General features: G+C 64.8%; 33 protein-coding genes and 1 pseudogene. 15 read left to right on the top strand and 19 right to left on the bottom strand.

Annotated features, from left to right (window positions below; all coding sequences use genetic code 11):
- From WP12_RS25785 to WP12_RS26335, 4 genes and pseudogenes are all read left to right on the top strand, one after another.
- A pseudogene (locus WP12_RS25785) lies at window positions 1-111 on the top strand (IS5/IS1182 family transposase); the annotation flags it as partial.
- A gap of 86 nt (window positions 112-197) precedes the next feature.
- Window positions 198-467, top strand: a complete 270-nt coding sequence (locus WP12_RS08245) for a DUF3297 family protein (protein ID WP_046193231.1) — start codon at window positions 198-200, stop codon at window positions 465-467.
- A gap of 7 nt (window positions 468-474) precedes the next feature.
- Window positions 475-939, top strand: coding sequence for an aldose epimerase family protein (locus WP12_RS26340; protein ID WP_327196198.1), 465 nt, complete (start codon window positions 475-477; stop codon window positions 937-939).
- A gap of 56 nt (window positions 940-995) precedes the next feature.
- Entirely contained in the window at window positions 996-1,286 is a 291-nt protein-coding gene (locus WP12_RS26335) for a hypothetical protein (protein ID WP_327196197.1), read from the top strand.
- A gap of 41 nt (window positions 1,287-1,327) precedes the next feature.
- Here WP12_RS26335 and WP12_RS08235 read toward each other — a convergent pair whose 3' ends face one another.
- Window positions 1,328-1,813, bottom strand: a complete 486-nt coding sequence (locus WP12_RS08235) for an Hsp20 family protein (RefSeq protein WP_046193230.1) — start codon at window positions 1,811-1,813, stop codon at window positions 1,328-1,330.
- 488 nt (window positions 1,814-2,301) lie between these two features.
- Between WP12_RS08235 and WP12_RS08225 the strand changes: the two genes are divergently transcribed.
- The 3 genes from WP12_RS08225 (at window position 2,302) to WP12_RS08215 (ending at window position 5,420) form a co-directional block, all read left to right on the top strand.
- On the top strand, window positions 2,302-2,490 hold the full coding sequence (locus tag WP12_RS08225; protein WP_052730279.1) for a YdcH family protein: 189 nt from the start codon (window positions 2,302-2,304) through the stop codon (window positions 2,488-2,490).
- Between the two features lie 210 nt (window positions 2,491-2,700).
- Window positions 2,701-3,096: a peptide-methionine (R)-S-oxide reductase MsrB gene (gene msrB, locus WP12_RS08220; protein ID WP_046193229.1), complete on the top strand. Its 396-nt coding sequence runs from the start codon at window positions 2,701-2,703 to the stop codon at window positions 3,094-3,096.
- 296 nt (window positions 3,097-3,392) lie between these two features.
- A complete protein-coding gene (locus tag WP12_RS08215; protein WP_235399044.1) occupies window positions 3,393-5,420 on the top strand; it encodes a transglycosylase domain-containing protein in 2,028 nt (675 codons plus the stop codon).
- A 101-nt stretch (window positions 5,421-5,521) separates the two neighbouring features.
- Here WP12_RS08215 and WP12_RS08210 read toward each other — a convergent pair whose 3' ends face one another.
- The 3 genes from WP12_RS08210 to WP12_RS08200 form a co-directional block, all read right to left on the bottom strand.
- A complete protein-coding gene (locus WP12_RS08210; protein ID WP_046193227.1) occupies window positions 5,522-6,253 on the bottom strand; it encodes a M48 family metallopeptidase in 732 nt (243 codons plus the stop codon).
- Between the two features lie 53 nt (window positions 6,254-6,306).
- Window positions 6,307-6,747, bottom strand: coding sequence for a YcgN family cysteine cluster protein (locus WP12_RS08205; protein ID WP_046193226.1), 441 nt, complete (start codon window positions 6,745-6,747; stop codon window positions 6,307-6,309).
- 165 nt (window positions 6,748-6,912) lie between these two features.
- Window positions 6,913-7,545: an SCO family protein gene (locus tag WP12_RS08200; RefSeq protein WP_046193225.1), complete on the bottom strand. Its 633-nt coding sequence runs from the start codon at window positions 7,543-7,545 to the stop codon at window positions 6,913-6,915.
- A gap of 44 nt (window positions 7,546-7,589) precedes the next feature.
- On the opposite strand from WP12_RS08200, the gene WP12_RS08195 reads away from it, so the two are divergent.
- Window positions 7,590-8,213 carry an ankyrin repeat domain-containing protein gene (locus tag WP12_RS08195; protein WP_046193224.1) on the top strand — a complete coding sequence of 208 codons (624 nt, stop codon included), beginning with the start codon at window positions 7,590-7,592 and terminating at the stop codon, window positions 8,211-8,213.
- Window positions 8,214-8,216: 3 nt separating this feature from the next.
- Here the strand turns inward: WP12_RS08195 and WP12_RS08190 are convergent, their stop codons facing one another.
- From WP12_RS08190 to WP12_RS08140, 11 genes are all read right to left on the bottom strand, one after another.
- Complete coding sequence (locus WP12_RS08190; RefSeq protein ID WP_046193223.1) at window positions 8,217-8,972, bottom strand: SDR family oxidoreductase; 756 nt, start codon at window positions 8,970-8,972, stop codon at window positions 8,217-8,219.
- A 98-nt stretch (window positions 8,973-9,070) separates the two neighbouring features.
- Entirely contained in the window at window positions 9,071-9,562 is a 492-nt protein-coding gene (locus WP12_RS08185) for an MmcB family DNA repair protein (RefSeq protein ID WP_046193222.1), read from the bottom strand.
- Window positions 9,563-9,685: 123 nt separating this feature from the next.
- Window positions 9,686-10,027, bottom strand: coding sequence for a DUF1491 family protein (locus tag WP12_RS08180; RefSeq protein WP_084691041.1), 342 nt, complete (start codon window positions 10,025-10,027; stop codon window positions 9,686-9,688).
- Window positions 10,024-10,497 (bottom strand): PaaI family thioesterase, encoded by a 474-nt coding sequence (locus WP12_RS08175; protein ID WP_046193221.1) that lies wholly within the window; start codon window positions 10,495-10,497, stop codon window positions 10,024-10,026. Before WP12_RS08175 ends, WP12_RS08180 begins: the two co-directional genes overlap by 4 nt.
- A gap of 6 nt (window positions 10,498-10,503) precedes the next feature.
- Window positions 10,504-10,989, bottom strand: a complete 486-nt coding sequence (locus WP12_RS08170) for a PTS sugar transporter subunit IIA (RefSeq protein ID WP_084691040.1) — start codon at window positions 10,987-10,989, stop codon at window positions 10,504-10,506.
- Between the two features lie 22 nt (window positions 10,990-11,011).
- Window positions 11,012-11,590, bottom strand: coding sequence for a ribosome hibernation-promoting factor, HPF/YfiA family (gene hpf, locus WP12_RS08165; RefSeq protein ID WP_046193219.1), 579 nt, complete (start codon window positions 11,588-11,590; stop codon window positions 11,012-11,014).
- Window positions 11,591-11,669: 79 nt separating this feature from the next.
- A complete protein-coding gene (dnaQ, locus tag WP12_RS08160) occupies window positions 11,670-12,371 on the bottom strand; it encodes a DNA polymerase III subunit epsilon (protein ID WP_046193218.1) in 702 nt (233 codons plus the stop codon).
- Window positions 12,332-12,973, bottom strand: a complete 642-nt coding sequence (gene coaE / locus WP12_RS08155; protein ID WP_046193217.1) for a dephospho-CoA kinase — start codon at window positions 12,971-12,973, stop codon at window positions 12,332-12,334. The genes dnaQ and coaE overlap by 40 nt, the downstream gene beginning before the upstream one ends.
- Before the next feature lie 31 nt (window positions 12,974-13,004).
- Window positions 13,005-13,862, bottom strand: coding sequence for a shikimate dehydrogenase (gene aroE, locus WP12_RS08150; RefSeq protein WP_046193216.1), 858 nt, complete (start codon window positions 13,860-13,862; stop codon window positions 13,005-13,007).
- 31 nt (window positions 13,863-13,893) lie between these two features.
- A complete protein-coding gene (locus WP12_RS08145) occupies window positions 13,894-14,490 on the bottom strand; it encodes a Maf family protein (protein ID WP_084691039.1) in 597 nt (198 codons plus the stop codon).
- The gene (locus WP12_RS08140; protein WP_046193214.1) at window positions 14,487-15,314 is read right to left on the bottom strand and encodes a pyruvate, water dikinase regulatory protein; all 828 of its coding nucleotides are present in this window, start codon (window positions 15,312-15,314) and stop codon (window positions 14,487-14,489) included. Before WP12_RS08140 ends, WP12_RS08145 begins: the two co-directional genes overlap by 4 nt.
- Window positions 15,315-15,629: 315 nt before the next feature.
- Here WP12_RS08140 and hemE point away from each other — a divergent pair, with 315 nt between their 5' ends.
- The 5 genes from hemE to WP12_RS08115 all read left to right on the top strand — a co-directional run bounded on the left by hemE (window position 15,630) and on the right by WP12_RS08115 (window position 20,744).
- The gene (gene hemE, locus WP12_RS08135) at window positions 15,630-16,664 is read left to right on the top strand and encodes a uroporphyrinogen decarboxylase (RefSeq protein WP_046193213.1); all 1,035 of its coding nucleotides are present in this window, start codon (window positions 15,630-15,632) and stop codon (window positions 16,662-16,664) included.
- 12 nt (window positions 16,665-16,676) lie between these two features.
- Window positions 16,677-17,117 carry a CopD family protein gene (locus tag WP12_RS08130; protein WP_046193235.1) on the top strand — a complete coding sequence of 147 codons (441 nt, stop codon included), beginning with the start codon at window positions 16,677-16,679 and terminating at the stop codon, window positions 17,115-17,117.
- 172 nt (window positions 17,118-17,289) lie between these two features.
- The gene (gene rho / locus WP12_RS08125; RefSeq protein ID WP_046193212.1) at window positions 17,290-18,546 is read left to right on the top strand and encodes a transcription termination factor Rho; all 1,257 of its coding nucleotides are present in this window, start codon (window positions 17,290-17,292) and stop codon (window positions 18,544-18,546) included.
- 131 nt (window positions 18,547-18,677) lie between these two features.
- A complete protein-coding gene (locus WP12_RS08120) occupies window positions 18,678-19,328 on the top strand; it encodes a TerC family protein (RefSeq protein ID WP_046193211.1) in 651 nt (216 codons plus the stop codon).
- A 348-nt stretch (window positions 19,329-19,676) separates the two neighbouring features.
- Complete coding sequence (locus tag WP12_RS08115) at window positions 19,677-20,744, top strand: choice-of-anchor A family protein (protein WP_046193210.1); 1,068 nt, start codon at window positions 19,677-19,679, stop codon at window positions 20,742-20,744.
- Window positions 20,745-20,794: 50 nt separating this feature from the next.
- On the opposite strand, the gene WP12_RS08110 is transcribed toward WP12_RS08115, so the two are convergent.
- From WP12_RS08110 to WP12_RS08095, 4 genes are read right to left on the bottom strand one after another with little or no spacing between them, the layout of a single operon-like run.
- The gene (locus WP12_RS08110; protein WP_443027858.1) at window positions 20,795-21,178 is read right to left on the bottom strand and encodes a YkvA family protein; all 384 of its coding nucleotides are present in this window, start codon (window positions 21,176-21,178) and stop codon (window positions 20,795-20,797) included.
- The gene (locus WP12_RS08105) at window positions 21,175-22,155 is read right to left on the bottom strand and encodes a quinone oxidoreductase family protein (RefSeq protein WP_046193208.1); all 981 of its coding nucleotides are present in this window, start codon (window positions 22,153-22,155) and stop codon (window positions 21,175-21,177) included. Before WP12_RS08105 ends, WP12_RS08110 begins: the two co-directional genes overlap by 4 nt.
- Entirely contained in the window at window positions 22,152-22,853 is a 702-nt protein-coding gene (locus tag WP12_RS08100; protein ID WP_046193207.1) for a dienelactone hydrolase family protein, read from the bottom strand. Before WP12_RS08100 ends, WP12_RS08105 begins: the two co-directional genes overlap by 4 nt.
- Window positions 22,850-23,329 carry a methylated-DNA--[protein]-cysteine S-methyltransferase gene (locus tag WP12_RS08095; protein ID WP_046193206.1) on the bottom strand — a complete coding sequence of 160 codons (480 nt, stop codon included), beginning with the start codon at window positions 23,327-23,329 and terminating at the stop codon, window positions 22,850-22,852. The genes WP12_RS08100 and WP12_RS08095 overlap by 4 nt, the downstream gene beginning before the upstream one ends.
- Window positions 23,330-23,392: 63 nt before the next feature.
- Between WP12_RS08095 and WP12_RS08090 the strand changes: the two genes are divergently transcribed.
- Window positions 23,393-23,635, top strand: coding sequence for a DUF6489 family protein (locus tag WP12_RS08090; protein ID WP_046193205.1), 243 nt, complete (start codon window positions 23,393-23,395; stop codon window positions 23,633-23,635).
- Window positions 23,613-24,914, top strand: coding sequence for a tRNA uridine-5-carboxymethylaminomethyl(34) synthesis GTPase MnmE (mnmE, locus tag WP12_RS08085; protein ID WP_046193204.1), 1,302 nt, complete (start codon window positions 23,613-23,615; stop codon window positions 24,912-24,914). The genes WP12_RS08090 and mnmE overlap by 23 nt, the downstream gene beginning before the upstream one ends.
- The last annotated feature ends 19 nt before the right edge of the window (window positions 24,915-24,933 follow it).

The following is a 24,933-nucleotide window of genomic DNA, read 5'->3' as shown; positions in this document are numbered from 1 at the left end:
TTCTTCTGCAAACTCAAAGAGTTCAAGCGCATCGCCATGCGCGCCTGCAAAACCGATCTAAGCTTCTCCGCAATGATCTACCTCGCCGCAGCCGTCATCAACTCGCGATGAATCCCCACAACCCCTAAAGTTCATGTGGCGATTGCGCCGGACTCTGGTTAAGACGCCCGCCAATCCTCGTATTTCGGAAGCCTATCATGACCGACAGCCTGCCCGACCGCCTCTCGATCAACCCGACCAGCCCGCATTATAATGGCGCGCTGCTCGAACGCGGCATCGGCATCAAGTTCAAGGGCACCGAGAAGACCAATGTCGAGGAATATTGCGTCAGCGAGGGCTGGATCCGCGTCGCGGTCGGCAACACCCGCGACCGCAAGGGCAATCCGCTGACGATCAAGCTCAACGGCCCCGTCGAGCCCTATCTCAAGGACGCCGCCGACACCGCATCGGAAGATGCCGAAGGCTGATTCCGCCATGGCGCTCCGCATCCAGTCGGATCGCCTGACCGCCGAGATTTCACCCGACGGCGCCGAGCTTCGGCGGCTGACCGACGCGGCAGGGCGCGACTGGTTGTGGGACGGCGATCCAACCTTCTGGTCGGGCCGCGCGCCGATTCTCTTCCCGATCGTCGGGACGCTGGGCGGGGATCGCTTCCGCTGGCACGGCCGGGAATATACGCTCCCCCGCCACGGATTCGCCCGCCGCCGCGGCTTCGCGCTCGTCGATCATGATGCCGACGGCCTGGTCCTGCGGCTCGATGCCGACGACGCGACCCGCGCTGTCTGGCCTTTCGATTTTACGCTCGACATGATCTTCACCGTCCGGGGCGCTACCCTGGATTCCATCCGGCGCTGCGCTGGCCGCTACCCGGTACGCCGAGCAAGGCGGACCACATCATCCGCTTCGAAAAGCCCGAGCCCGCCACGGTTCGCCGGCTAGACACGGACGGGCTGCTCGATCCGGAGCGGCGCGCAACCGCCGTCGAAGGCGACACGTTGCGCCTCGATGATGCGCTGTTCACCGAGGACGCGCTGATCTTCGATAATCTGGCAAGTCGCAGTCTGGTCTATGAAGGTCCCGGCGGTGCGCGGGCGACCATCGACTTTCAGGATATGCCGCATCTCGGCCTGTGGATGAAGCCGGGCGCCGGCTATCTGTGCATAGAGCCGTGGCAGGGCTTTTCGGACCCTGCGGGCTTCGACGGCACACTCGACGAGAAGCCCGGCATGGTGGCGGTCGCGCCGGGGGAGAGCCGCAGCTTCTCGATGGCGGTTACGATCGGCTGAGCCCGTGGCCGGCGGCCCCGATCGGACCGCCGGCTTGCGGATCAGGCCGCCTTGGTCTTTCCCTTCAGCTTGGGCAGCAGGCCGCCCCGATCGTTGGCGGGCGCGCCTATTTCGATCCGGCGCGGCTTCATCGCTTCCGGAATCTCGCGCTTGAGGGCGATCGTCAGCAGGCCGTTGTCGAAGCGCGCGGACTGAACTTCGATGAAGTCCGCGAGCTGGAAACGCCTTTCGAACGCGCGGTTGGCGATACCGCGATGAAGATAACGGCTTTGGTCGGATCCAGCGTCATCGGCTTTGCGACCGCTGACGAGCAGTTGATTCTGCTGCGCCGTGATCTCGATCTCATTGGGGCCGAACCCCGCGACGGCCAGGGTGATGCGATAGCTGTCCTCGCTCACCCGTTCGAGATCATAGGGCGGAAAGCCTTCGCCCAGATCGGTTCTGACACCGGTTTCGAGCATGTCGAACAGCCGATCGAAGCCGACCGTCGAACGGCGATAGGGAGTAAAGTCGAAATTGGTCCTCATATCCAAATCCTCTTCTGAGCAATCTGAGCATGAGAAGCGCCGGGGGCAGAGCCGACGCCCTCTCGTTCCGCCGGGTCCTTTCGGCACCCGACGCCGGGCGAGATAATTCGCGCTGCCCTCTCGTCAAGACAGCCCTACGGCCTATTGGAAAAAATTTTCTCCCATCGAACCAGTGGCATCGCGACCCTCTTGACGCGTGAGGCCGGCTTTCCAAAATCGTCCCGTGGCGAACCCGCCATGGAATGCGTGACTGGACGAAAGGAGGAACAATCCATGTCGCTTTCCCATTTCAGACATCCGTTCGATATTGGTCGGCACCCCAGTTTCGAGCCCGAGGTGCAGCGCGCTATCCTCGCGTCCTGGGCTTCCGACGCCGCGACCTTGAAGCACGATCCGCACCTGCGCAGCTCACCGCCGAAGGGGAGCGCCAGCCCCGTCAGCGACGCTCGGTCCGCGCTGAAATCGCTTGACCGATATATGGAGGGCAGATGATGTCGAACCGCTTCTTCGCATATCTGGAACGCGAGCACGCCAGGCTTGAAACGCTTGTCGCCGAGCAGCTCCGCCGGCCGATGCCGGACACTATCGAGATCGCCAAGCTCAAGAAGCAGAAGCTGATGGTCAAGGATCAGATCGACCGGTGGCAAGCCGACGCGAGGGCATCGCAGACCGCATGAGCGCAACGGCCCGACGCTCCTCCAGAAGCGCCGGGCCGCACGCACGAACCGTGCGAAATTTTGGGGGCGATTCCCCTGCGCCCCCGTACGCCGACGCAACCACTCGGACGCCATGCAACGTCGCACCGCACCTTAGGAGGGTTAATGGCAGCGCGCAGTGACGCGCGTCACAGCTTGACCTTGCCCGGTCGCACCACCACATTTCGAAGCATGGACAAGCTAGACCTCACCGATGCCGAATGGCGCGACCGGCTCACCCCCGAACAATATCATGTGCTCCGCCAGGCCGGCACCGAGCGCGCCTTCACCGGCAAATATTGGAACAACCATGACGACGGCAGCTATCATTGCGCCGGCTGTGGCACCCAGCTGTTCGCGAGCGACAGCAAATATGACTCGGGTTGCGGCTGGCCGAGCTTCACCGCCCCCGCCGACGAGGCGATGGTGACAGAACATCGCGACGTTACCCATGGCATGGTCCGCACCGAGGTTCGCTGCGCCAAATGCGAAGGCCATCTCGGCCATGTCTTCCCCGACGGGCCGGGACCGACCGGCCTGCGTTACTGCATCAATTCGGCGGCAGTGGATTTCGACGGGGACAAGTAAAGGGCAACTTGTCCGCGTCGCCCCGGCCCCCGGGTCTGGCTTTCGCCAGCCCGAGGAATGGCATCCCGGGGCCGCCAGCGGCTCTTAGGGTCAGGTCAACGCGGGAGCCTATCGCGGCCCCGGCCTCCGCCGGGGCGACGAAGATCCTTCATTCATCCCGGCGCAATGACCATTGATCGATAGCTGTGGATGATTGGCCGATATGGAGGGGACGCGCTTGGCAGCGATCGGGATAGCTTGTAAGTCGACCGTCGCTGATGCCAACCGCCAAACCCTCTCCGGACAAATCTAAGCGCATGGGCTGGATCAGGACTCTGCTGAAATTCGCGTTGTTCGCCACGCTCGCTGGGCTGGGTGCGCTGGTCGTCGCGGTGCTGATCGCGATGGCGTCGCTGCCTGGGTTCGAGGAGCTGAAGTCGAGCCCGAACGGTCAGATGGTCCGTGTCCGCGCCGCCGACGGCTCGGTGATCGTCTCGCTCGGGCCAAGCTATGGCGACTGGCTGCCGTCGCAGCAGATTCCCGAGGACATGAAGAAGGCGATGGTCGCGGTCGAGGACCGGCGCTTCTACATGCACCCCGGGATCGATCCGATCGGCATGGGCCGCGCCGCCTGGGTCGCGTGGCAGCGCAAGGGCGAGGGCCGCCGCCTCCAGGGCGCGTCGACGATCACCCAGCAGCTCGCGCGCAACATCTTCCTGACCAACGCCTACAGCTTCGGCCGCAAATTCCGCGAAGTGATCCTGGCGCTGGCGATGGAGCGTAAATTCTCCAAGCAGCAGATCCTCGAACTCTATCTCAACCGCGTCTATTTCGGCGGCGGCGCTTATGGCATCGACGCCGCTAGCCGCAAATTCTTCGATCATTCGGCCAGCACGTTGAACCTCGCCGAAAGCGCGATCGTCGCCGGCCTCGTCAAGGCGCCATCGCATTATTCGCCGACCGCCGACCGCCAGGCCGCGATCGACCGCGCAAAGGTGGTGCTCGAAGTGATGCAGGACGCCGGCGCGATCACCCCGTCGCAGGCCGATGCGGTCGACCTCGACAAGGTCGACCTGGCGCCCGAGCGCGACCAGAATGCGGTGCGCTATTTCACCGACTGGGCGCTGGCCCAGCTCGACGAGGTCGTCGACGAGCAGGTCGAGCCAATCGACGTGTGGACCACGATCGACCCGGCGATGCAGAAGGCGGCCGACGCTGCGATCCGCACCAATGCGCCCGAAGGGACGCAGGGCGCGCTCGTGGCGCTCGACCGCGACGGCGCGGTGCGCGCCATGGTCGGCGGGCGCGACTATGTCTCGTCTATCTACAACCGCGCGACCCAGGCCGAGCGCCAGCCGGGCTCCGCGTTCAAATTGTTCGTCTATCTGGCGGCGATGGAAGCCGGGATGAAGCCCGACACGCCCGTGACCGACGAGCCGGTCGATATCGATGGCTGGAGCCCGCGCAACAGCAACCGCGAATATGCCGGCGAGATCGACGTCCGCACCGCCTTCGCCTTCTCGATCAACACCGTCGCCGCCAAGATCGGCCAGCAGGTCGGCTTCGACGCCATCGCCGACATGGCGCACCGCTTCGGCATCGCCAGCAAGCTCAACACCCACCCGTCGATGGTGCTCGGCACCTCCGACGTCCGCCTGATCGACATGACCCGCGCCTTCGCCGCGATCGCGCGCAAGGGGATCGCGGTGGTGCCCTATGGCATCGTCAAGGTGACGACCGGCAAGGGCGACCTGCTGTACGAGCATCGCACCGACGACAATCGCGTGCTGGTCGCGCCCTGGGTCGCCGCCGAAGTGACCGACCTGCTCCAGACCGCAGTCAACACCGGCACCGCGCGGGCCGCGCAGATCGGACGCCCGGTCGCGGGCAAGACCGGCACGACCTCGTCGAACAAGGATGGCTGGTTCCTCGGCTTCTCCTCGGGGATCACCACCGGCGTGTGGATGGGCCGCGACGACGCCAAGGCGGTGTCTGGCCTGCAGGGCGGCCGCGCACCCGCGCGCGCCTTCGCCCAGTTCATGCGCGTCGCGGTGGCCAAGCGCCCGACCGAAGCGTTCGAAACCGCCGTCACCCTGCCCGAGTTCATGATCGAGCCCGACGACGAAGCTTACGGCCTGCCCGACGATGGCTTCGTCACCCCCGACGGCCTGCCCATCGAGGACGGCAGCGAGCCCCCCGCCGATCCCGAGGACGGCTTCGAACCGCAGGCTCCACCGCCGGCCGCGCGCGCACCGCAAGCCGCCGCACCGGCCCCGCCGCGCACCTCGCTCGGCTCGGATTTCCTGAGCGGCGTCGAACCGCAGCGCCCCGCACGGCGGCAGTAAGCGGCGAGCGTCACCCCGGCGGAGGCCGGGCCGCCAACGGTTTTTGCCTCGCGATTGCCTGACTCTCTAGCGGCCCCGGCCTCCGCCGGCGCGACGCTTTTTTAGGGCTCGCGGCCCAGCCAGTAGAGATGCCGTCCATGCTCGCGCAGCCAGTTGCGCTCGGGCAGGGGGTCGCGGCCCAGCAGCCGTTGGACGGCGGCGTGGAATTCACGGCTATGGTCCATGTGGAGACGGTGCGCGACCTCGTGCGCGACGGTCGCTTCCAGCACCTCGGGCGGGGCGAGGATCAGCCGCCAGCTGTAGCGGATGTCGCCATTGGCCGAGCAGCTGCCCCAGCGTGCGCGCGGATCGCCGATCGACACCCGGCCGATCGACACCCCTGCCAGCGTCGCGAAGCGTGTCGTCTCGGCCTCCAGCCGTTCCAGCGCGCGGGCGCGCAGCCACCGCGTCACCCTCGTGGCGAGCAGTTCGTCGGGGCGGGGGACGATCAGCCGGTCGCCGGAGCGCCGGACGATCCGGCCGGTGTCGGTCAGCTCGATCCGCAGCGTCTCGCCCGCGACTTCGATCGTCATGCCGTCCTCGATCGGCCGGGCATTGGGGAGCGCGTCGAGCGCCGCCTCGATCCAGTCGCGCTTGCTTTCGACCCATTTGATCGCGGCGCGCAGCGAGGCGCGGTTCGGCATGACCAGCCGCACCCCGCCATCGCGCGGATCGACGCTGAGCCGCATCCGCCGGGCCTGCGCCATCCGCCGGACGATCAGCGGACGGCTGCGCCCGCCGGCTTCGAAGACAAGCTCGGTCTCGGTCGGCGGCGCGGTGCGGCGAAAGAGCATGTTCGGCAGCTTAATCGGCCTGACTCCGTTCGTGCCCGGCCAGGATAGGCGCTTTACAGGTCACGATCCACCAGATGATGTTCCAGATCGCCCGCCTCATTTTCCGACACCGTCCAGCCGCGCACCGAAACGCCGGCGCGGTGAACCGATTCGGGGTCGCCGGTCTTGAGCGGATGCCAGTCGGGAAGGGGCTTGCCCTCATCGAGCAGGCGATAGGCGCAGGTCGATGGCAGCCAGTCGATCTCCGACAGGATTTTCGGGGTCAGCCGCACGCATTCGGGGACGAAGGTCCGGCGATGCTTATAGTCCTTGCACAGGCCCGAGCGGCGATCGAGCAGGCGGCAGGCGACATTGGTCGCCATCAGCTCGCCGGTTTCCTCGTCCTCCAGCTTGTGAAGGCAGCATTTGCCGCAGCCGTCGCACAGCGACTCCCATTCGGCGCGGCTCATCTCGTCTAGCCGCTTGGTTTCCCAGAAGGGGGGCTGTTCGGTCATGGGGACTGTCTACTCTACTAACGGCGTCATGCTGAACCTGATTCAGCATCTGCCAAGAAACACGGGCGATCCCATGGGCTCGTACGGAGAGCCGGGATTCAAATATGCAGCGCGCTCGCGTGGACAAGGGGATGCTGAAACAGGTCCAGCATGACAGGGTGCAGGCTATCTGGCCCAGCGCTCGATATCGGCGGCGGCGGTGTCGCCATCCTTGTCCTGGGTGATCAGCGCCAGCGGCTCGCCTTTCGGTCCGAACAGCATCGCCTGGCGGGCATGATCGACCAGATAGGTGCCGTCCGGCCTGGGATCCTGCTTCATGTGATAGATCGCGAACTTTTTCGCGACCGCCGCAATCTCCGCCTCGCTGCCAGTCAGCCCGATCAGCTTGGGATGGAAGGCGCGGACGAACTGCTTGAGTGCGGCGGGCGTGTCGCGCGCCGGATCGATGGTGATGAAGATCGGCTGGATCTTCGCCGCGAGCGCGGGATTCTCCGCCTCGATCTTGCGATAGCCCTTCATCAGATTCTGCACGTCGACCGGGCAGACATCGGGGCACCATGTATAGCCGAAATAGACGAGCCGATATTTGCCCGCGAACTCGGTATCGCTGACCTTCTTCCCGTCCTGATCGGTCAGGGTGAAGGGGCCGCCGATGCTGCTGCCCGCAAGGGGCGGGGTTTCGGGCGCGGCGCCGCCGCAGCCGCTCAGCGCCAGCGACGCGATGCCCAGCAGCACCGCCGCCGCGGCAGCGGTACAGCGATCGAAGAAGCTCGGATTGTTCATGGTGCGGCCAGCCATGCTTTGCTATTGCCGCGCATGCAAGGGCGTTTAAGAACAGGGACATGACAGACACTATGGTCCGCCGCCACATCCTATCTCCCGTCCTTTGGGCCGCTGCTGCGCTGGCGATCGCCGCCACGCCGGCCATGGCGCAATTTTCCGACAGCTATAATTTCCTCAACGCCGTGCGTCAGTCGGACGGCGAAAAGGCGACCAAGGCGCTGCAGGGGAACGGCTCGACGATCATCAACACCCGCGACTACACCACCGGTGAGACCGCGCTGATGATCACGATCAAGCGCCGCGACCTGACCTGGTCGAGCTTCCTGCTCGGCAAGGGGGCGAACCCCAATGCCAGGGACGCGCAGGGCAACGGCGCGCTCCACGTCGCCGCACTGCTCGGCTTCCAGGAGGGAGCCGAATTGCTGGTCGCCCAGCGGGCCCAGGTCAATCTCGCCAATAACAGCGGCGAGACCCCGCTGATCATCGCCGTTCAGCAGCGCAACACGCCGATGGTGCGCTTCCTGCTGACCAATGGTGCCGATCCCAAGCAGGCCGATCGCATCGCCGGCAAGTCGGCCCGGGACTATGCCGCCGACGATCCGCGCGGCGCGGCTGTACTCAAGATCCTCAACGAAGCGCCTGCCGTGAAGGCGAAGCCGAAAATGTCGGGGCCGGGGCTTTAGGCGCTATGTCGGGCGCGAGCGCTGAGTAAGGGTAGCCAGCGTTTCGTCGAAGCGCCCTTCGGCTTCGGCATCACGCAGAAATTTGACCCATTGAACCGCGATCTCCTGCGGTGTCGGCGTCTGGGCGAACAGGTTCATCACCTCGTCGATATAGTCGTCGAGCGGCATATAGCCCTCGCGTGTCTCCTGACCGGGGGTGAGTCCAGTCTGGACACCCGGAGGCACCAACTCAATCACCTCGACCCTGCCACGCAGCTGCTCACGCAGCGACAGGCTGTAGCTGTGGATCGCCGCTTTGGTCGCCGAATAGGTCGGCGCGAACACCAGGGGCACGAAGGCGAGGCCTGAGGAGACGGTAACGATCGCCGCGTCCGGGCGGGTGACGAGATGATCGATCAGTGCATCGATCAGCCGGATTGGCCCAAGCAGGTTGGTGAGGATCGTCGCCGCTGCATCGGAGAGATCGCGCGGTGCGTCCAGCGCCTCACTGCGCATGCTTCCAGCGTTGTTCACGACGACATTGAGATCGGGATGGTCGGCGATAACCCGCGCAGCGATGTGACCGATCTGCGCCGCATCCTCGATGTCGAGTTCTACCGCCACCATGTTCGAGCGATCCCCTATCACCTCGTCGAGCGCGGCGCGCCTCCGCCCCGCAATGATCACTTTGTTTCCCTGGTCGTTCCAGCGATGCGCGAGCGCCCGCCCGATACCGGTGCCGCCGCCGGTAATCAGAATCGTGTTTCCGCTCGTCTTCATGGGATCGCCTCGCCTGTAGCTGAGAATGCTGAAGTAGGCATGCGCATGCCATTGAAAAGGCGGCCGTGGAAATTTACCCGCCGGCGAAGGTGGGCAAGCTAGACGCAGCTTTCCGGAAACGGATCGAGATCGCCCCAGAGACGGCGCGCGGCGCGGCGGGCGAAACGCAATGTCTCGGCCTTGCGGCGCGCGCCCGACAAGGGCCGGTGCTGCGGCTCGCGGATGATCGCGGCGTCATAGCGATCGGCGACGATCAGGCCGCAGCATTGGGGGCGGAAAGGATCGGTCTCGAACGGCGACAGATCGAATCCGCTTGGCACCGCCCAGTAGAAGCGGTCGCAATAGTCGAGATAGTCGGGCCATTTGCCGTCGCCGAGCAGATCGCCTCGCGACACCTTGATCTCGACGATGGTGATGCAGCCTTGCGCGTCGATTGCCATGATGTCGGCGCGGCGGCCATTGCCCAGCGGAACCTCGGGCAGCGGCGTCATCTCCGCGCGCAGGAATAGCCGCGCGATGCCGCGTGCGACGTCATTCGCAACGAGCGGAGCGACGATTAGCGGTTCGAGCGACTCAGGGAGGGTAGCCATCACCGGATCTTAGAACAAGAAGGGAACGATTTCCAGCGCACGCCCCTCGCCGCACCCGACGGCCCGGCACGCGCTCAGGATAAACTTCAGCCAAAGGCTGAAGGCTGGCTTCTCGGGCAGCCGCTAAAGCAGCATCTCGCCGGCGATCTTCTCGGCCTCGCGATGATCGACTTCGACCACCCACAGATCGGGATCCGAACGCCGCCGCTTCGCGACATAGTCGCCCGCAGCACCCGGTTCGTTGGGATCGGCGGGCCCGACCCGCTCAAAGCCATGCCCGCCATCGAAGCGCCAGACCCGATCGACGATCGCGCCCACTACACCGCGATCGGCCAGGATAAGGAGCATCGCCCCGGCGACGGCGTCGCCCTTGGCGATCACCATCGCCGAGCCGCCATCCGCCTCGACGCGGCGGATCAGGGCCGAGACCAGCAGCCCCGAAGCGGGCCGCGCTTCGAGAGTCACCGCGAATATCCGGGCAGAGTCGCCAGCGGGATCCGCGAGCGCATGAAGGTGCCGGTGCCGCGCGCGACCTCCTCGCCTTCCGAGTCGATCAGCCGCGCATCGGCGACCAGCACGCGGCGGCGGCCATTGACCCAACGGCCCTCGGCGGTGACGGGTCCCGCCGCCATCGGCCGGGTAAGCAGAAGGTTAAACGCGGTGGTGAGCAGGAAAAAGTCGTTCACCAGGCTGTTCGCCGCGTAGAAGGCGGCATCGTCGAGCATCTTGAAATAGGTGGTGCCGTGCGCCGCGCCGGCGGCATGGAAATGGCCCGGGTCGATCATGAAGCTGATCCGCGACGTTCCCTCGCCGGTAATCTCCAGCCGCGACGGGAACATCCTGTTGATCGGCGCGACCGCATAGAGCGATTCCAGCGCGCGAAAATGCGCCTCGGCGCCCGATGGCGCCTGATCGGCGGGGGTGTCGCCGCTCACGGGCGATCAGGCGGCGTGACGGGCCTCGCCGGTGGCGAACAGTGCGTAGAGCGCATCGTCCGATCCGGCGCCGCGCAGCTTGGCGACGAAGGTCTTGTCACGCATCCGCCGGCTGACCCGGGCGAGCGCCTTGAGATGTTCGACCCCGGCATCCACCGGCGAGAGCAGCAGGAAGACGAGGTCGACCGGCAGGTCGTCGATCGCCGCGAAGTCGATCGGCTGGCCGAGCCGGGCAAACAGCCCGACGACTCGATCGAGCCCTTCGATTTTCCCATGGGGAATGGCGATGCCGCCGCCGAAGCCGGTCGAGCCGAGCCGCTCGCGCTCGACCAGCCGCTCGACGATCATACGCGAGTCCGCATCGACCAGCTTCGAAGCGATGCTACCAAGCTGCTGGAACAGCGCCTTTTTGTTTGGGACGACCAGGGCGGCCTGCACCGCCTGAGGCGATAGCAGATCGCCCAGGTCGTCCATCGATTTGCTGTCAGTCATGTAACGGAGTCGCTATTCCTGTTCAGGCCACCCGGCTCGGCTCCACCCAGCCGATCGTGCCGTCGGTGCGCCGATACACCATATTGAAGGCGCCGGTACCAGAATTTCGGAAAAGAAGCGCGGTCGTATTTCGCAGATCGAGCATCATCACCGCGTCGGATACGCTCGCGTCGGGAACGTCGACCCGGGTCTCGGCGATGATGACGGGGGCGTCGCCCTCGACCTCCTCGTCGCGGACCGGCTCGAACACCGTGTAGCCGGCATTGTCGTCGATCGCCTCGAGCGCGGGGGCAGGGGCCGGCGTGCGGGACTTGAGCCGGTTCATATAGCGGCGCAGCTGGGTTTCGATCCGCTCTGCGGCCTGATCGAAGGCCGGATGCGCATCCATCGCATGGCCGCTGCCCTTCAGGATCACTCCATGCATGACATGCGCGACGATATCGCAGGAGAAGCCGTTGCCATGCTGGCCGCGGCCGAAGGTGACATGCGCGGAGAGACTTCGTGAGAAATATTTATCGGCGATCGCGTGGAGCCGTTCCTCGACATGGGTCCGGAGCGCATCCCCCGTGTTCACCTGATGTCCCGAAACACGAATTTCCATAGCTATTCTCCACTATTGGTCCGGGGATGGTGAAGCGCCCACTGGCGTCCCGCCATCCGCACAAACACGGATCTACCGTCTAGCTCGCCGCGCCCTCCATCCAGATCGGCGCATCGAGCTTCTCAACAAACGCTCTATGTCTCTCCAGTTCCTCCTCACTTGCAAAATGGGGTCGTATCGCCCGGATGGTGCGGGCGGCCGCGACAAAGGCCGGCGTCGCGACCAGGATCCTCTCCTCGACGATGGTCTCGCCGATCGACAAGCCGATCTGGCGGCCGCCAGTCAGCTCGACATAGACCTGCGCGGTCAGCTGGGCATCGAGCAGCGCGCCATGCTTGACGCGGTGGCTGCGATCGATGCCGTATCGCGAACATAGCGCGTCGAGGCTGTGCTTGGCGCCCGGATGCGCCTTGCGCGCCAGCGCGAGCGTATCGACCATCCGGCCGAGATCGACATGCGGATGGCCGCAGGCTTTGAGCTCCCAGTTGAGAAAGCCGAAATCGAAGCTGGCATTATGCGCCACCAGCGGGCTGTCGCCGATGAACTCGAGCAGTTCGGCGACCTTGTGCCCGAACAGCGGCTTGTCGCCGAGAAAGCGGTCGGACAGCCCATGGACCTGCTCCGCCTCGATCGGCATCGCCCGCTCGGGGTTGAAATAACAATGGAAGACCTGACCGGTCTCGACCCGGTTGAACAGCTCGACACAGCCTATTTCGACCATCCTGTCCCCGGTTGCGGGATTCAGGCCGGTGGTTTCGGTGTCGAAAACGATCTCGCGCATGAGCGACAATATCGGACTCCGTGCGCGCGGAGGCAAGTGATCAGATGATGGACGGCGGCACGGGTGCGTCCGGCCGAGCCGCCATTGTCGATCACGAAGTCGGCGCGGGCCCGCTTGACATGGTCAGGGGTCTGCAAGGACCGGATATGGCGTAATTTCAAAGGGTTCATGCCCGGTCTTGCCAGCACGCGACGCGCCTGTTTCCAGGCGGGAGCGGAGACGACGGCGATTGCATCGACCTGCCGCCAGCCTTTTTTTTCGAACAGCAACGGAATGTCGAGCACGACCAGCGGCCGTGAGCGGTGCCGCCGCAGGAAACGCCGCCGCGACTCGGCCACGGCCGGATGGACGATGCGTTCGAGTCGGTGGAGCGCGGCGCGGTCGCCGAGCACGACCTTGCCGAGCACCGCGCGGTCGATGCCATGCGGGCCCGAGCTGCCGGGAAAGGCCGCCTCGATCGCCGCGACTAGCCGGCCGCCGCGCCCCTGGAGGCGGTGGACCTCGGCGTCGGCGTCGAACACCGGGACGCCGGCGCGGGCAAACATCCGCGCGACGGTCGACTTGCCCATCCCGATCGATCCGGTGAGACCCAGGACGATCATGGCTTGCCCATGATCATGAACGACGGCGCGATCATCCGAGCAATTTCTCGCGCAGCGCCTTGTCGTCCCCGCGCGGCGCCGGGGTTCCGAAGAACAGCGCAAAGGCCGCCGCCGCCTGGCCGATCAGCATGTGCAGCCCGTCGATCGTGCGCAGCCCCCGCGCCCGCGCCTCGGCGAGGAGCGGGGTTTCGAGCGGCGCATAGACGATGTCGTAGACCACCGCATTGGGGGGAACATGGCTAAAATCGAGCAGCAGCGCCGGTTGCCCCGCCATGCCCAGCGAGGTGGTGTTGACGATGAGATCGAGAATGCCCTCGCGGTCGTCGAACGGGAAATCGGTTGGGGTGGCGAACAGGTCGAGCGGGGCGATCAGCCGGTCGTCGGGCTCGAAACTCTCCCGCAGCGCGCGCGCCTGATCGGGATTGCGGGCGATGATGACATTGGTGAAACCCTGGTCGTGGAGCGCGAGCGCGACCGCCTTTGCCGCGCCTCCCGCGCCGAAGATCCGCGCCATGCGGAACAGGTGCGCCTGTCTCAACAAGGGCAGCAGAGGCTCGAGAAAACCGATATAATCGGTGTTGTATCCGACCAGCTTGCCCTTCTCGGGCCGCACCGTGTTGACCGCGCCGATCCGCTCGGCGGCGGGATCGATCCGGTCGAGCAGCGGCATCACCGCCTGCTTGTGCGGGATGGTGACGTTGCACCCCCGCCACAGCCGGTCGCGCCGCCGCTCTTCGAAGAAGCTCTCAAGATCTTGCGACCGGACATGAGAAGCGCGATATTCGGCGGTGATTCCAGCCTGTTGCAGCCAGTGGTTGTGAATCGTCGGCGACTTCGAATGTGCGATCGGATCACCGATCACCTCGGCATAGGCCTGCCCGTTCACCATTGCCCCGTCACCATCGCGCCATCCCCCGCCATCATGCGGGCATAACCCCGCGAATGCGAAGATAGTCGAGCAGGGGCAGGAGGGGCAGGCCCAATATGGTGAACTGGCTGCCCTCGATCTTCGCAAACAGCTGCGCGCCCGGCCCCTCGATCCGGTAGCCGCCGACGCAGCCGCCGATCACCGGCCATTCGGCGTCGAGATAGGCGTCAATGAACGCCTCGCTCAGCGGCCGGACATGCAGGCGCGCGACATCGACATGCCGCCACACCGGCGCGCCGGCTTCGCAGATCACCGCCGCGCTGTAGAGGCTGTGCCGCTTCCCCGCGATCAGCCGCAGCAGATCACGCTGCTCGTCGCGGCTCCCGGCCTTGTCGAGCATGGTGCCGTCATCGAGCACCACCGTGGAATCGCAGCCAAGGACGAGATCGGCCGGATGGCGGCGCGATAATTTGGTCGCCTTGAGCTCGGCCAGCGCATCGGCAAGATCGCGTGCGCTTACGCCCTCGGCGCGCAGGGCAGTCTTCATCGACTCCTCGTCGACCGCCGCGGCCATCGCCTGGTGCGGAACGCCCGCGGCGTCGAGCATCGCCCGACGCGAGGCGGATTGGGAGGCGAGGATGAGCGTCACGCGCTCGGATCACCCTCGGGCGAGCGTTCGTTGACGAGGTTGATGATCGCCGCCGCGGTCTCCTCGATCGAGCGGCGGGTGACGTCGATCACCGGCCAGCCCTGATCGGAGAAGATCCGCCGCGCAAAGGTGAGTTCGGTGACGACCGCCTCATGGTCGACATAGGCGGTTTCAGGCGACTGGTTGAGCGTCAGCAGCCGGTTGCGGCGAATCTGGATCAGCCGGTCGGGGCTGGTGGTGAGCCCGACGATCAAGGGATGGACCAGCGAATAGAGACTCTTCTGCGGCGGGGATTCGATCACCAGCGGGACATTGGCGACCTTGTAACCGCGATTGGCGAGATAGATGGCGGTCGGAGTCTTAGACGATCGCGACACCCCGGTCAGGATGATGTCGGCCTCTTCCCAGTCGTCGGAGCCGATGCCGTCGTCATGCGCGATCGTGAACTGGATCGCCTCGACCCGCGCATAATAAGCCGCGTCGAGGATGTGCTGGCGGCCCGGCCGGGCGAGCGCGGTCTGCCCGAGCAGCTGCGACAGCGCGTCAATCACCGGATCGAGCGCCGACACGCTCGGCAGGCCCAGCGCATGGCAGCGCGATTCAAGCCGCTTGCGGATATCATTGTTGACCAGGGTGAAGATGACGAGCCCCGGCCGTTGCGCTATTTCAAGAAGGATGCGGTCGAGATGGCCCTGGCTGCGGACCATCGGCCAGAAATGCTTGATCGTCTCGACGCCTTCGAACTGGGCGAGGCCGGCCTTGGCGATATTTTCGAGCGTCTCTCCGGTCGAATCCGAAAGCAGGTGGAGATGCAGCCGGATCATCGGTGTTGCCTGATCGCTGAAATGCCAGGGACGAGTCTGTGGAAAACCATGGGGATGGGGCTAGCGGAAGGCCGGGGAGTGTTTCAAGCCGCGCTTTCATCCCCGTTGACAGCATTTCTTTCCAGCAACCATCCACAGGGGATCGTTGAAATCGTCTGCCTGTGGATAACGGTAATGGCCGGAGAGACTCGCTTGGGCTAGGCGATTCCGCATGAGTCAAGCTGTTGGCAATCAGGCCAACTGTGAATAAACCCCGCGACACAACGCCCTACTACCCCTTCAGTTCCCTTATTAAGAATCTACTTAAGGAAGAAGATGGCTGCTCAGTTTGCCGAAACACGCCCGTTGCTCGCCGTCCTCAAGGGCGAACGGCGTGATCCGCCGCCCGTCTGGCTGATGCGGCAGGCGGGACGCTATCTTCCCGAATATCGCGCGCTCAGAGCGGAGAAGGGCGGATTCCTCGAGCTCGCCTATGACAGCGACAGCGCCGCCGAGATCACTCTTCAGCCAATCCGCCGCTTCGGCTTCGATGGCGCGATCCTTTTCTCCGATATCCTGGTCATCCCGCATGCCATGGGCCAGGACCTGCGCTTCGAGGCGGGCGAGGGGCCGCGCCTGTCGCCGACCTTGGTCGATCATGCGCTCGAGAGCCTGAGCGCGGTCCCGGAGCGGCTGCTGCCGATCTATGACACGGTCCGCAAGGTCCGCGCGCAACTGCCGCCCCGCACGACCTTTCTCGGCTTTGCGGGCAGCCCGTGGACGGTCGCGACCTATATGGTGGCGGGACAGGGCAGCAAGGAACAGGCCGAGACCCGGCGCATGGCCTATCGCGATCCGGCGGCGTTCGGCGCGATCATCAATGCGCTGGTCGATACCACCGCCGATTATCTGTCGTTGCAGATCGTGGCCGGGGTCGATGCCGTCCAGCTGTTCGACAGCTGGTCGGGCAGCCTCGCGCCGAAGGAGTTCGAACGCTGGGTGATCGCACCGACAGTCGAGCTGGTGAAGCGCCTCCATGCCCGCCACCCGCAGGTGCCGGTGATCGGCTTTCCCAAGGGCGCTGGTGGCAAGCTGCCCGCTTATGCACGCGAAACCGGAGTCGACGCGGTCGGGCTCGACGAGACGGTCGATCCGGTCTGGGCCGACAGGAATCTTCCGGCCAGGCTCCCGGTGCAGGGGAATCTCGATCCGCTCGCGCTGATCGCGGGGGGATCGAAGCTCAATGAGGCGATCGATGTGATCAGAGGGGCTTTCCCCGAGCGCCCGCATGTGTTCAATCTGGGCCATGGCATATTGCTTGATACGCCGATCGCCCATGTCGAACAGCTTCTCGCGCGGCTCAGGGGCTGATCGATGGAGCTGATGGGTTTCCTCGGCAACACCTACCCGTGGGTGAAGGCCGCGCATGTGATCTTCGTGATCTTCTGGATGGCGGGGCTGTTCATGCTGCCGCGCTTCTACGTCTATCATCATGCCGCCGCACCCGGATCGGCGGAGGATCGCGCCTGGATCGAGCGCGAACGGCGGCTGCGTTCGATCATCATCAATCCCGCGATGCTATTCGTGTGGATATTCGGGCTGATGCTCGCCTTCGATCAGGACCTGTGGAGCATACGCTGGTTTCAGGCGAAGTTCGCGACCGTCTTCCTGCTCAGCGGGTTCCACGGCTGGGCGGTGGGCTATGGCAAGCGGATGGCGGCGGGCCATCGCGCACCGTCGGACAAGGCGTTGCGCATCATGAACGAGATTCCGGCGATCGCCACAGCGGTCGTCGTCATCTTGGTGATCGTGCGGCCTTTCTGACCGCGCGATTCCTCGCCGCTTGACTTGGGAAGCGGCGCCGCCTACCTCGCAAGACAGAACAGGCCCGCCGTTCGAGCTGGGTCCCTTTTCTCCTATCACATTGTCGTGCCAGCGCGCCCAGGCCGCTCGAACTTCCCCAAGACCAGCCGGTTAAGACCCAGGAATCCCGTAGATGCATTTGAAGGACCTCAAGAAGAAGAGCCCCGCCGATTTGGTCAGCATGGCCGAAGAGCTGGGCGTCGAGGGCGCATCGACGATGCGCAAGCAGGACCTGATGTTCGCAATTCTCAAGGTCGAGGCCGAGAATGGCGAGCAGATCATGGGTGAGGGCACGATCGAAGTGCTTCCCGATGGCTTTGGCTTCCTGCGGTCGCCCGAGGCGAACTATCTCGCCGGTCCCGACGACATCTACATTTCGCCGAACCAGGTCCGCAAATTCGGCCTGCGCACCGGAGACACCGTCGAAGGCGAAGTGCGCGGCCCCAAGGATGGCGAGCGCTATTTCGCGCTGACCCGGCTGGTCTCGATCAATTTCGACGATCCCGATGTCGTCCGTCACCGCGTCAATTTCGACAATCTGACGCCGCTCTATCCCGAAGAGAAGCTCAATCTCGACACCTTCGATCCCACGGTGAAGGACAAGTCGGCGCGGGTGATCGACATCATCTCGCCGCAGGGCAAGGGCCAGCGCGCTCTGATCGTGGCGCCGCCGCGCGTCGGCAAGACCGTCCTTCTCCAGAATATGGCGAAGGCGATCACCGACAATCATCCCGAGGTGTTCCTGATCGTCCTGCTGATCGACGAGCGGCCCGAGGAAGTCACCGACATGCAGCGCTCGGTTAAGGGCGAGGTTATCTCCTCGACCTTCGACGAGCCTGCCCAGCGCCACGTTCAGGTCGCCGAAATGGTGATCGAGAAGGCCAAGCGTCTGGTCGAGCACAAGAAGGATGTCGTCATCCTGCTCGATTCGATCACCCGCCTCGGCCGCGCCTACAACACCGTCGTGCCCTCGTCGGGCAAGGTGCTGACCGGCGGTGTCGACGCCAACGCGCTACAGCGGCCGAAGCGCTTCTTCGGCGCCGCGCGCAACATTGAGGAAGGCGGCTCGCTCTCGATCATCGCCACCGCGCTGATCGACACCGGCAGCCGCATGGACGAGGTGATCTTCGAAGAGTTCAAGGGCACCGGCAATTCCGAAATCGTCCTCGATCGCAAGGTCGCCGACAAGCGCATCTTCCCGGCGATGGATGTCGGCAAGTCGGGCACCCGCAAGGAAGAACTGCTCGTCGACAAGGGCAAGCTCAGCAAGATGTGGGTGCTGCGCCGCATCCTCATGCAGATGGGCACCATCGACGCGATGGAGTTCCTGCTCGACAAGATGAAGGATTCGAAGACCAACGAGGACTTCTTCGATTCGATGAACCAGTAAGAGCATTTGCGTCGCCCCGGCCTCCGCCGGGGCGACGCGCGCTTTCAACGCTCGCTCGCCGGTCGTGAATTCACGCCACGCGCCACGGTAACATCCTCGACAAGCACGTTGGTTTCGCTAGGTAGGACGCTATGCTCGACCTCTGGAATCACATCGTCGCCGACTTCTCGAACATCGGCAGTCCCGCAACTATGGCGGCCTTTCTCCAGGTGCTGATGATCGACATCGTCCTCGCGGGCGACAATGCGATCGTCGTCGGCGCGCTTGCCGCCGGTCTTCCTGCCGATCAGCGGCGCAAGGTCATCCTGATCGGCATCATCGCCGCGCTGGTGCTGCGGATTGTCTTCGCGCTGTTCGTCAGCTTCCTGATGGGTATCGTCGGGCTGGTCTTCGCGGGCGGGCTCCTGCTGCTGTGGGTAGCGTGGCGCATGTATCGCGAGATTCGTCATGCTGGCATGGCGGCGGGCGATGACCCGGCCGAGCATGACGGCATCCCCCAGACCAAGACCTTTCTTGGCGCGGCCTGGGCGGTCGCGCTCGCCGACGTATCGATGAGCCTCGACAATGTGCTCGCGGTCGCCGGGGCGGCGCGCGAGCATCCCGGCATCCTGGTGATCGGTTTGTTGCTGTCGGTGGCGCTGATGGGCATTGCGGCCAATCTGATCGCGCGTTATATCGAACGCTATCGCTGGATCGCCTATGTCGGCCTTGTGGTGATTCTCTACGTGGCGGTCAAAATGGTCTGGGAAGGCGGGCATCAGCTCATTCCGATTCTCGTCTGATTCGCCCCTTAACGCCTGTTTCCTTGATTTTCTGGATCTCGATTCCACTTTTGTGGCGGTGGAATCCTGTCTGATTTTTTATCAGACCTTCCATCCGGGTATACGAAGTTTTACCCATTAATACTTCGCGATACTGAAGTATGTATTTTATTATTACTTCCTATTTCATTTATACCTAGTGAGTGTCGGATTTTTTTACAGTTCATTCCTGTCCCATAGGCGTGTGTTACCGGGGTTTTGACCTTTTATTATTGGATTTGTCTTAGAAGTTTCGGTAGAGGATCGGTCAGACGGTAGCCTCCGCGATAGAGATGCTGCCAGATGATTTACCGGTTGTGGGGTATTGCGATGCACAAGGTCCGTATGATGCCGCTGATGGTGGCGGGTCTGATGGTGGTGGCGAATGCGGGAACGGCTTCGGCTGCGCTCGTCGGCCAGTCGATCAGCACCGGTATCGCCGCGCTGAAGGAATGGAACGTCGTCTCGTTCAATAACTTCACGACCTCCAACCATGTTGGCGGCCGCGCGCTGGTCGGCGGCAATCTCACCATCAACAACGGCGTGATGGCGATGAACGGCCTCGGCAGCGGCAACAGCACCTATGGCACGGCGGCGATCGCCGTAGTCGGCAACGCCGCCATGAACGGCAACGTCAACGGCGCGGGCGTCCAGGTCGGCGGCAATCTGACCGGCTCGTTCAACAACAATGGTGGCGGCGCGGTCCAGGTCGGCGGCACCGCGCAGAACCAGCCGAATTTCCAGAACCAGATTACGGCCGGTATGGGCGCGAACTTCACCAACACGCTGCTCAGCCAGGCGAACGACATCAAGGCGTCGCTGACCAGTCTCAGCGCTAATCTGGCCGCGCTCTCCAATACCAGCGACGTCGTCGTTGGCGGCGACAGCAACAACCAGTTGATCACCGTCACCGGTACGGGCCTCAAGGTTCTCAACTGGTCGGAAGCGATGTTCGAGGGCACGAGCAACCAGCAGCTGCAGGTGTCGATTCCGTCCGGCGCGACGCTGGTCGTCAACGTCGCCGGCACCGACATCGATTTCAATCGCAACTTCAACACCTACGCCAATATGAGCAACGTGCTGTTCAACTTCTATCAGGCGACCACGGTCGACATCATGAAGCAGTTCAGCGGCTCGATCCTCGGCGTCAACGCCGCGGTCACGGGTGGTTATGCCGGCAATATCGATGGCACCGTGGTCGGCAACAGCGTGACCCAGGGCGCGAATGGCGAGATCCACAACGTTCCCTTCCAGGGCGACTTGTCGAGCGTCGGCGGATCGGTCGTCTCGACCGCGCCGGAGCCGTCGACCTGGGCGATGCTGATCCTCGGTTTCGGCTTAGTCGGACTGCTGATGCGCCGCCGCGAGAAGCGCGTACTGATGGTCCAGGCGGCGTAAGGCGCTGATCATCACGGGAGGAAAGGTCCACCCGATCGGGCCTCTCTTTGCTAGCGGCCAAGCCACCAGCCGGCGAGAACGCCGGCCGTGACCAGCCAGAGCATGACGATGACCACTGCGGCGGCGAGGCTGCACGGGCGCTCCTGCAAGAGCGCGGCTGCGCGATATTCAGCCATTAGCGCGGGTGCTACCCAGCGTAGCGCCAGCCAGATGCCGGCGGGGACGATCAGCAGATCGTCGAGCAGTCCAAGCAGCGGAATCGCATCGGGAATCAGGTCGATCGGGCTGAGCGCGTAGGCCGCGACGGCCCCCGCCAATAGCTTGGCGCTCAGCGGCGTGCGGGGGTCGCGGGCGGCGATCCATAAAGCGACGACATCGCGCTTGAGCGAGCGCGTCCAATCGCGCAGCGCCGCCGTCATAGGCTGGAAGTTCACGGGCTCAGGACAATCGACCCTGTCGTCCGCCGCCCTTCCAGCGCGCGATGCGCCTCGGCCGCCTCGCGTAGCGGCAGACGCAGGGCGATCTCGATGGCGAGCTTGCCGCTGCCGATCATCGTGAAGAGGTCAGCGGCGGCGGCCTCGAGCTCGGCGCGGGTCACAACGAAATCATACATGCGCGGGCGGGTCACTATCAACGATCCACGGCTCGCCAGTTCGAGCGGACTGAACGGCGGCACCGGACCCGATGAGTTGCCATAGCTGATCAGCAGCCCGCGCCGGGTCAGCGAATCGAGCGAGGCGGTGAAGCTCGCCGCGCCCACGCCATCGAACACCACATCGACGCCGCGCCCGCCCGTCGCATCGCGCACCGCGGTGGCGAGCGCCTCCTGCGGGCAATGCAGCGCATGCGCTGCACCGAGCTGCGCGGCGATCGCCGCTTTCTCCGCCGATCCGGCATGGGCGATGACGGTGACGCCGATCGCCGCCAGCCATTGCACCAGCAGGCGGCCCATGCCCCCGGCGGCGGCGTGGACCAGCGCGGTCTGCCCCGCCGCGATCCTGGCGCATCCGAAGATCAGCGTCTGTGCGGTCAGGCCTTTGAGCGTGGCGGCGGCGGCGAGTTCATCGCCGGTGCCGGCGGGCAGCGGCAACAGCCGGTCGGCGGCGACATCGGTCCAGCTCGCATAGCTGCCCGGCGCCGCCACCGCATAAACTACGCGCTGGCCGACCGTCAGGCCGGCCACGCCGTCGCCGAGCGCCTCGACCACCCCCGCGCCCTCGACGCCGAGCAACGCCGGCAGCTTCTGGGGATATAGGCCGGAGCGATGATAGGTGTCGATGAAATTGACCCCAATCGCGCGGTGGCGCACCCGCGCCTGTCCCGGCGCAACCGGCCCCGCGACGATCGGCTCTGCCTCGATCACCTCGGGACCGCCGAAGCGGCGCGCTACGAGCCGGTAGTCCTCGCTCATGCGAGGTGCCCGGCGAAGAAGGCCTCGGTGCGGCCATCGGCGAGCTGCGCCCCCGCCTCGTCGCGACGCTGGCCCATCTGGGTCGCGAAGCCATGGTCGAGCCCAGGATAGTCGTGCAGCGTCACCTTGGGATGATTGTCGAGCCCTTCGTGCATCTTGCGCTGCGCCTCGGGCAGCACGAAATGATCGGCGGTCGGGATATGCAGCATCAGCGGATGGGCGATCGCATGGCTTTCGCCGAGCAGCCCGTCGATGCCGACGCCATAATAGCCGACTGAGGCGTTGATGTCGGTGCGCGCGGCGGTCATGTAGGCGAGCCGTCCGCCCAGGCAATAGCCCACCGCGCCGACCTTTCCTCCGCCCACCATCTTGCGCGCCTCGCGGATCGTCGCCTCGAGGTCGCGGATGCCGGCCTCCTGATCGAACTGGCCGAACAGTCCGAACGCTTCCTGAAGCTGGTCAGGGACATCGGGATCGAGCTCGATGCCCGGGCGAATCCGCCAGAACAGATCGGGCGCGATTGCCAGATAGCCCTTCGATGCCCATTCGTCGCACTTGGCGCGGATGCCGGAGTTTACCCCGAAAATCTCCTGAATGACGATGATCGCCGCTTTGGGCTGGGAAACGGGTTGCGACGTATAGGCAAGGAATTCCTCTTCACCACCACCTAAGACATTGATTTCAGTGAAACTTTTCACAGCAGTCCTCCTCGTCGTTCGTGGTTCAGCAACCAGCGCTTGGTAGCGACTCCCCGCCCGCCTGAATAATGGCCGATCGCGCCGCCGCTGCCTACCACCCGATGGCAGGGAATAATGACGGGAAATGGGTTGCGCGCACAGGCCTGGCCGATCGCGCGCGGCCCCGATCCTGCGATCCGGGCAAGCGCGCCATAGCTGAGCGTGTCGCCCGACGGGATCGCGGCGATCGCCGCGCGCAATGCTGTGCCGCGCTCGCTCGACGCGGGCGCGAGCGGCAGGTCGAAACCACTGTCGCGATCGGCGAAATAGGCATTTAGCTGCCGCCGCACCTCGGCGGCGAGCGAGGCTGGCGCGGGCTCTCCATAGCCGGCTGGAATCGTCTCGACGCCATCGAGGATATGGATCGAGCGCAGCCATCGCTCGTCATCGTCGATGAGGATTGCCCCGATGGGCGAAGAGAGAATTGCTTTTGTCATGGACGCACGCGAGGCGAGACTCTAGCCATGGTACCGGATGTTTCAATCTCTCTGGAGGCGGACATGAAGGTCACGGTCGATGTCGATTGCACGCCGGAGGAGGCGCGGCGGTTCATGGGCCTACCCGATATGTCGAGCGTCCATGACGCCTATACCGATAAGATGAAGAAGATGATCGAGGACGGGATCACCCCCGATTCGGTGGAAGCGATGATGCGCAACTGGATGCCGATGGGCGAGGCGGGCATGAACCTGTGGCGCACGATGTTCGATCAGATGAGCCGTGCCGGCGGCAGCGGAAAATAAGCGGCCGACGATCTTTGCCCTGTCGAGCGGTGCGCCGCCCGCCGGGGTGGCGGTCGTCAGGATCAGCGGCACCCATGCGGGATCGGCGCTCGATCGTCTGACCGGCCGTGCCCGGCCCGCGCCGCGCCGCGCGACTCTCCGCACGCTCACCGATCCCGACAGCGGCCTGGCGCTCGACCGGGCGCTGCTGCTCTGGCTGCCCGGCCCGGGCAGCGCGACCGGCGAGGACATGGCCGAACTTCACCTTCATGGCGGCCGCGCGGTGACATCGGCGGTGTTGGCCGCTCTGGCGCGTTTGCCGGGCCTGCGTACGGCCGAGGCGGGTGAGTTCACCCGCCGAGCGTTCGAGACCGGGCGGATCGATCTCAACGAGGCCGAGGCACTCGCCGATCTGCTGGCCGCGGAGACCGAAGCGCAGCGGCGCAACGCGATGCTGCTCGCCGATGGCGCGCTGAGCCGTGCGATCGCGGGATGGCAGGCGGAACTCCTGTCGCTGTCGGCGCGGCTGGAGGCGCAACTCGACTTCGCCGATGAGGAGGATGTCACGCCGCTCGACCCTGGCTTCGCCGCCGAACTGGCGGCGCTCTCCGCCGGAATCGAACGTTGGCGCAACAGCCCGCCCGCCGAGCGGCTGCGCGATGGCATCCGCGTCGTTCTCGCCGGCCCGCCCAACGCCGGCAAGTCGACTCTGCTCAACGCGCTGGTCGGGCGTGACGCGGCGATCGTCACGCCGATCGCGGGGACGACGCGCGATCTGATCGAGGCCCCGGCGGCGATCGGTGGAGTGCCTTTCCTGTTCGTCGACACCGCCGGGCTTCATGAAGCTAGTATCGATGTCGTCGAGCGGATCGGTATCGACCGCGCCGAGCATGCGATCCGTGCCGCCGATATTCTACTCTGGCTTGGTGACCCTGCGGATGCGCCCGACGGCGCGATCCGGATCGGAGCGCAGAGCGATCGGCGTTCCTTTGACATGGCGCGCTACGATCAGCTGTTGTCGGCTGTAGCCGGAGACGGGATGGGCGATCTCATCACCCTCTTGCTGAACCGCGCGGCCAATCTTTTGCCGAGCGAAGGGGAGGCGGCCTTGTCGGCGCGGCAACGCGAGGCGCTCGATCGCCTTGCCGAGGCGCTGGCGTTGAGCGCGTCTGAAGCGGACCCGGTGCTTATTGCCGAGTCGCTCCGGCTCGCGCGCGTGGCCATTGATCGCCTGACCGGACACGCGGGCACCGAAGACATGCTGGACGGTCTGTTCGGCGGTTTTTGCATCGGCAAATGACACGTTCCACGTGGAACAA

The sequence above is a fragment of the Sphingomonas sp. SRS2 genome (genome assembly GCF_000971055.1).
GTDB lineage: Bacteria > Pseudomonadota > Alphaproteobacteria > Sphingomonadales > Sphingomonadaceae > Rhizorhabdus.
This window is presented reverse-complemented; position numbering and strand designations above follow the sequence as displayed.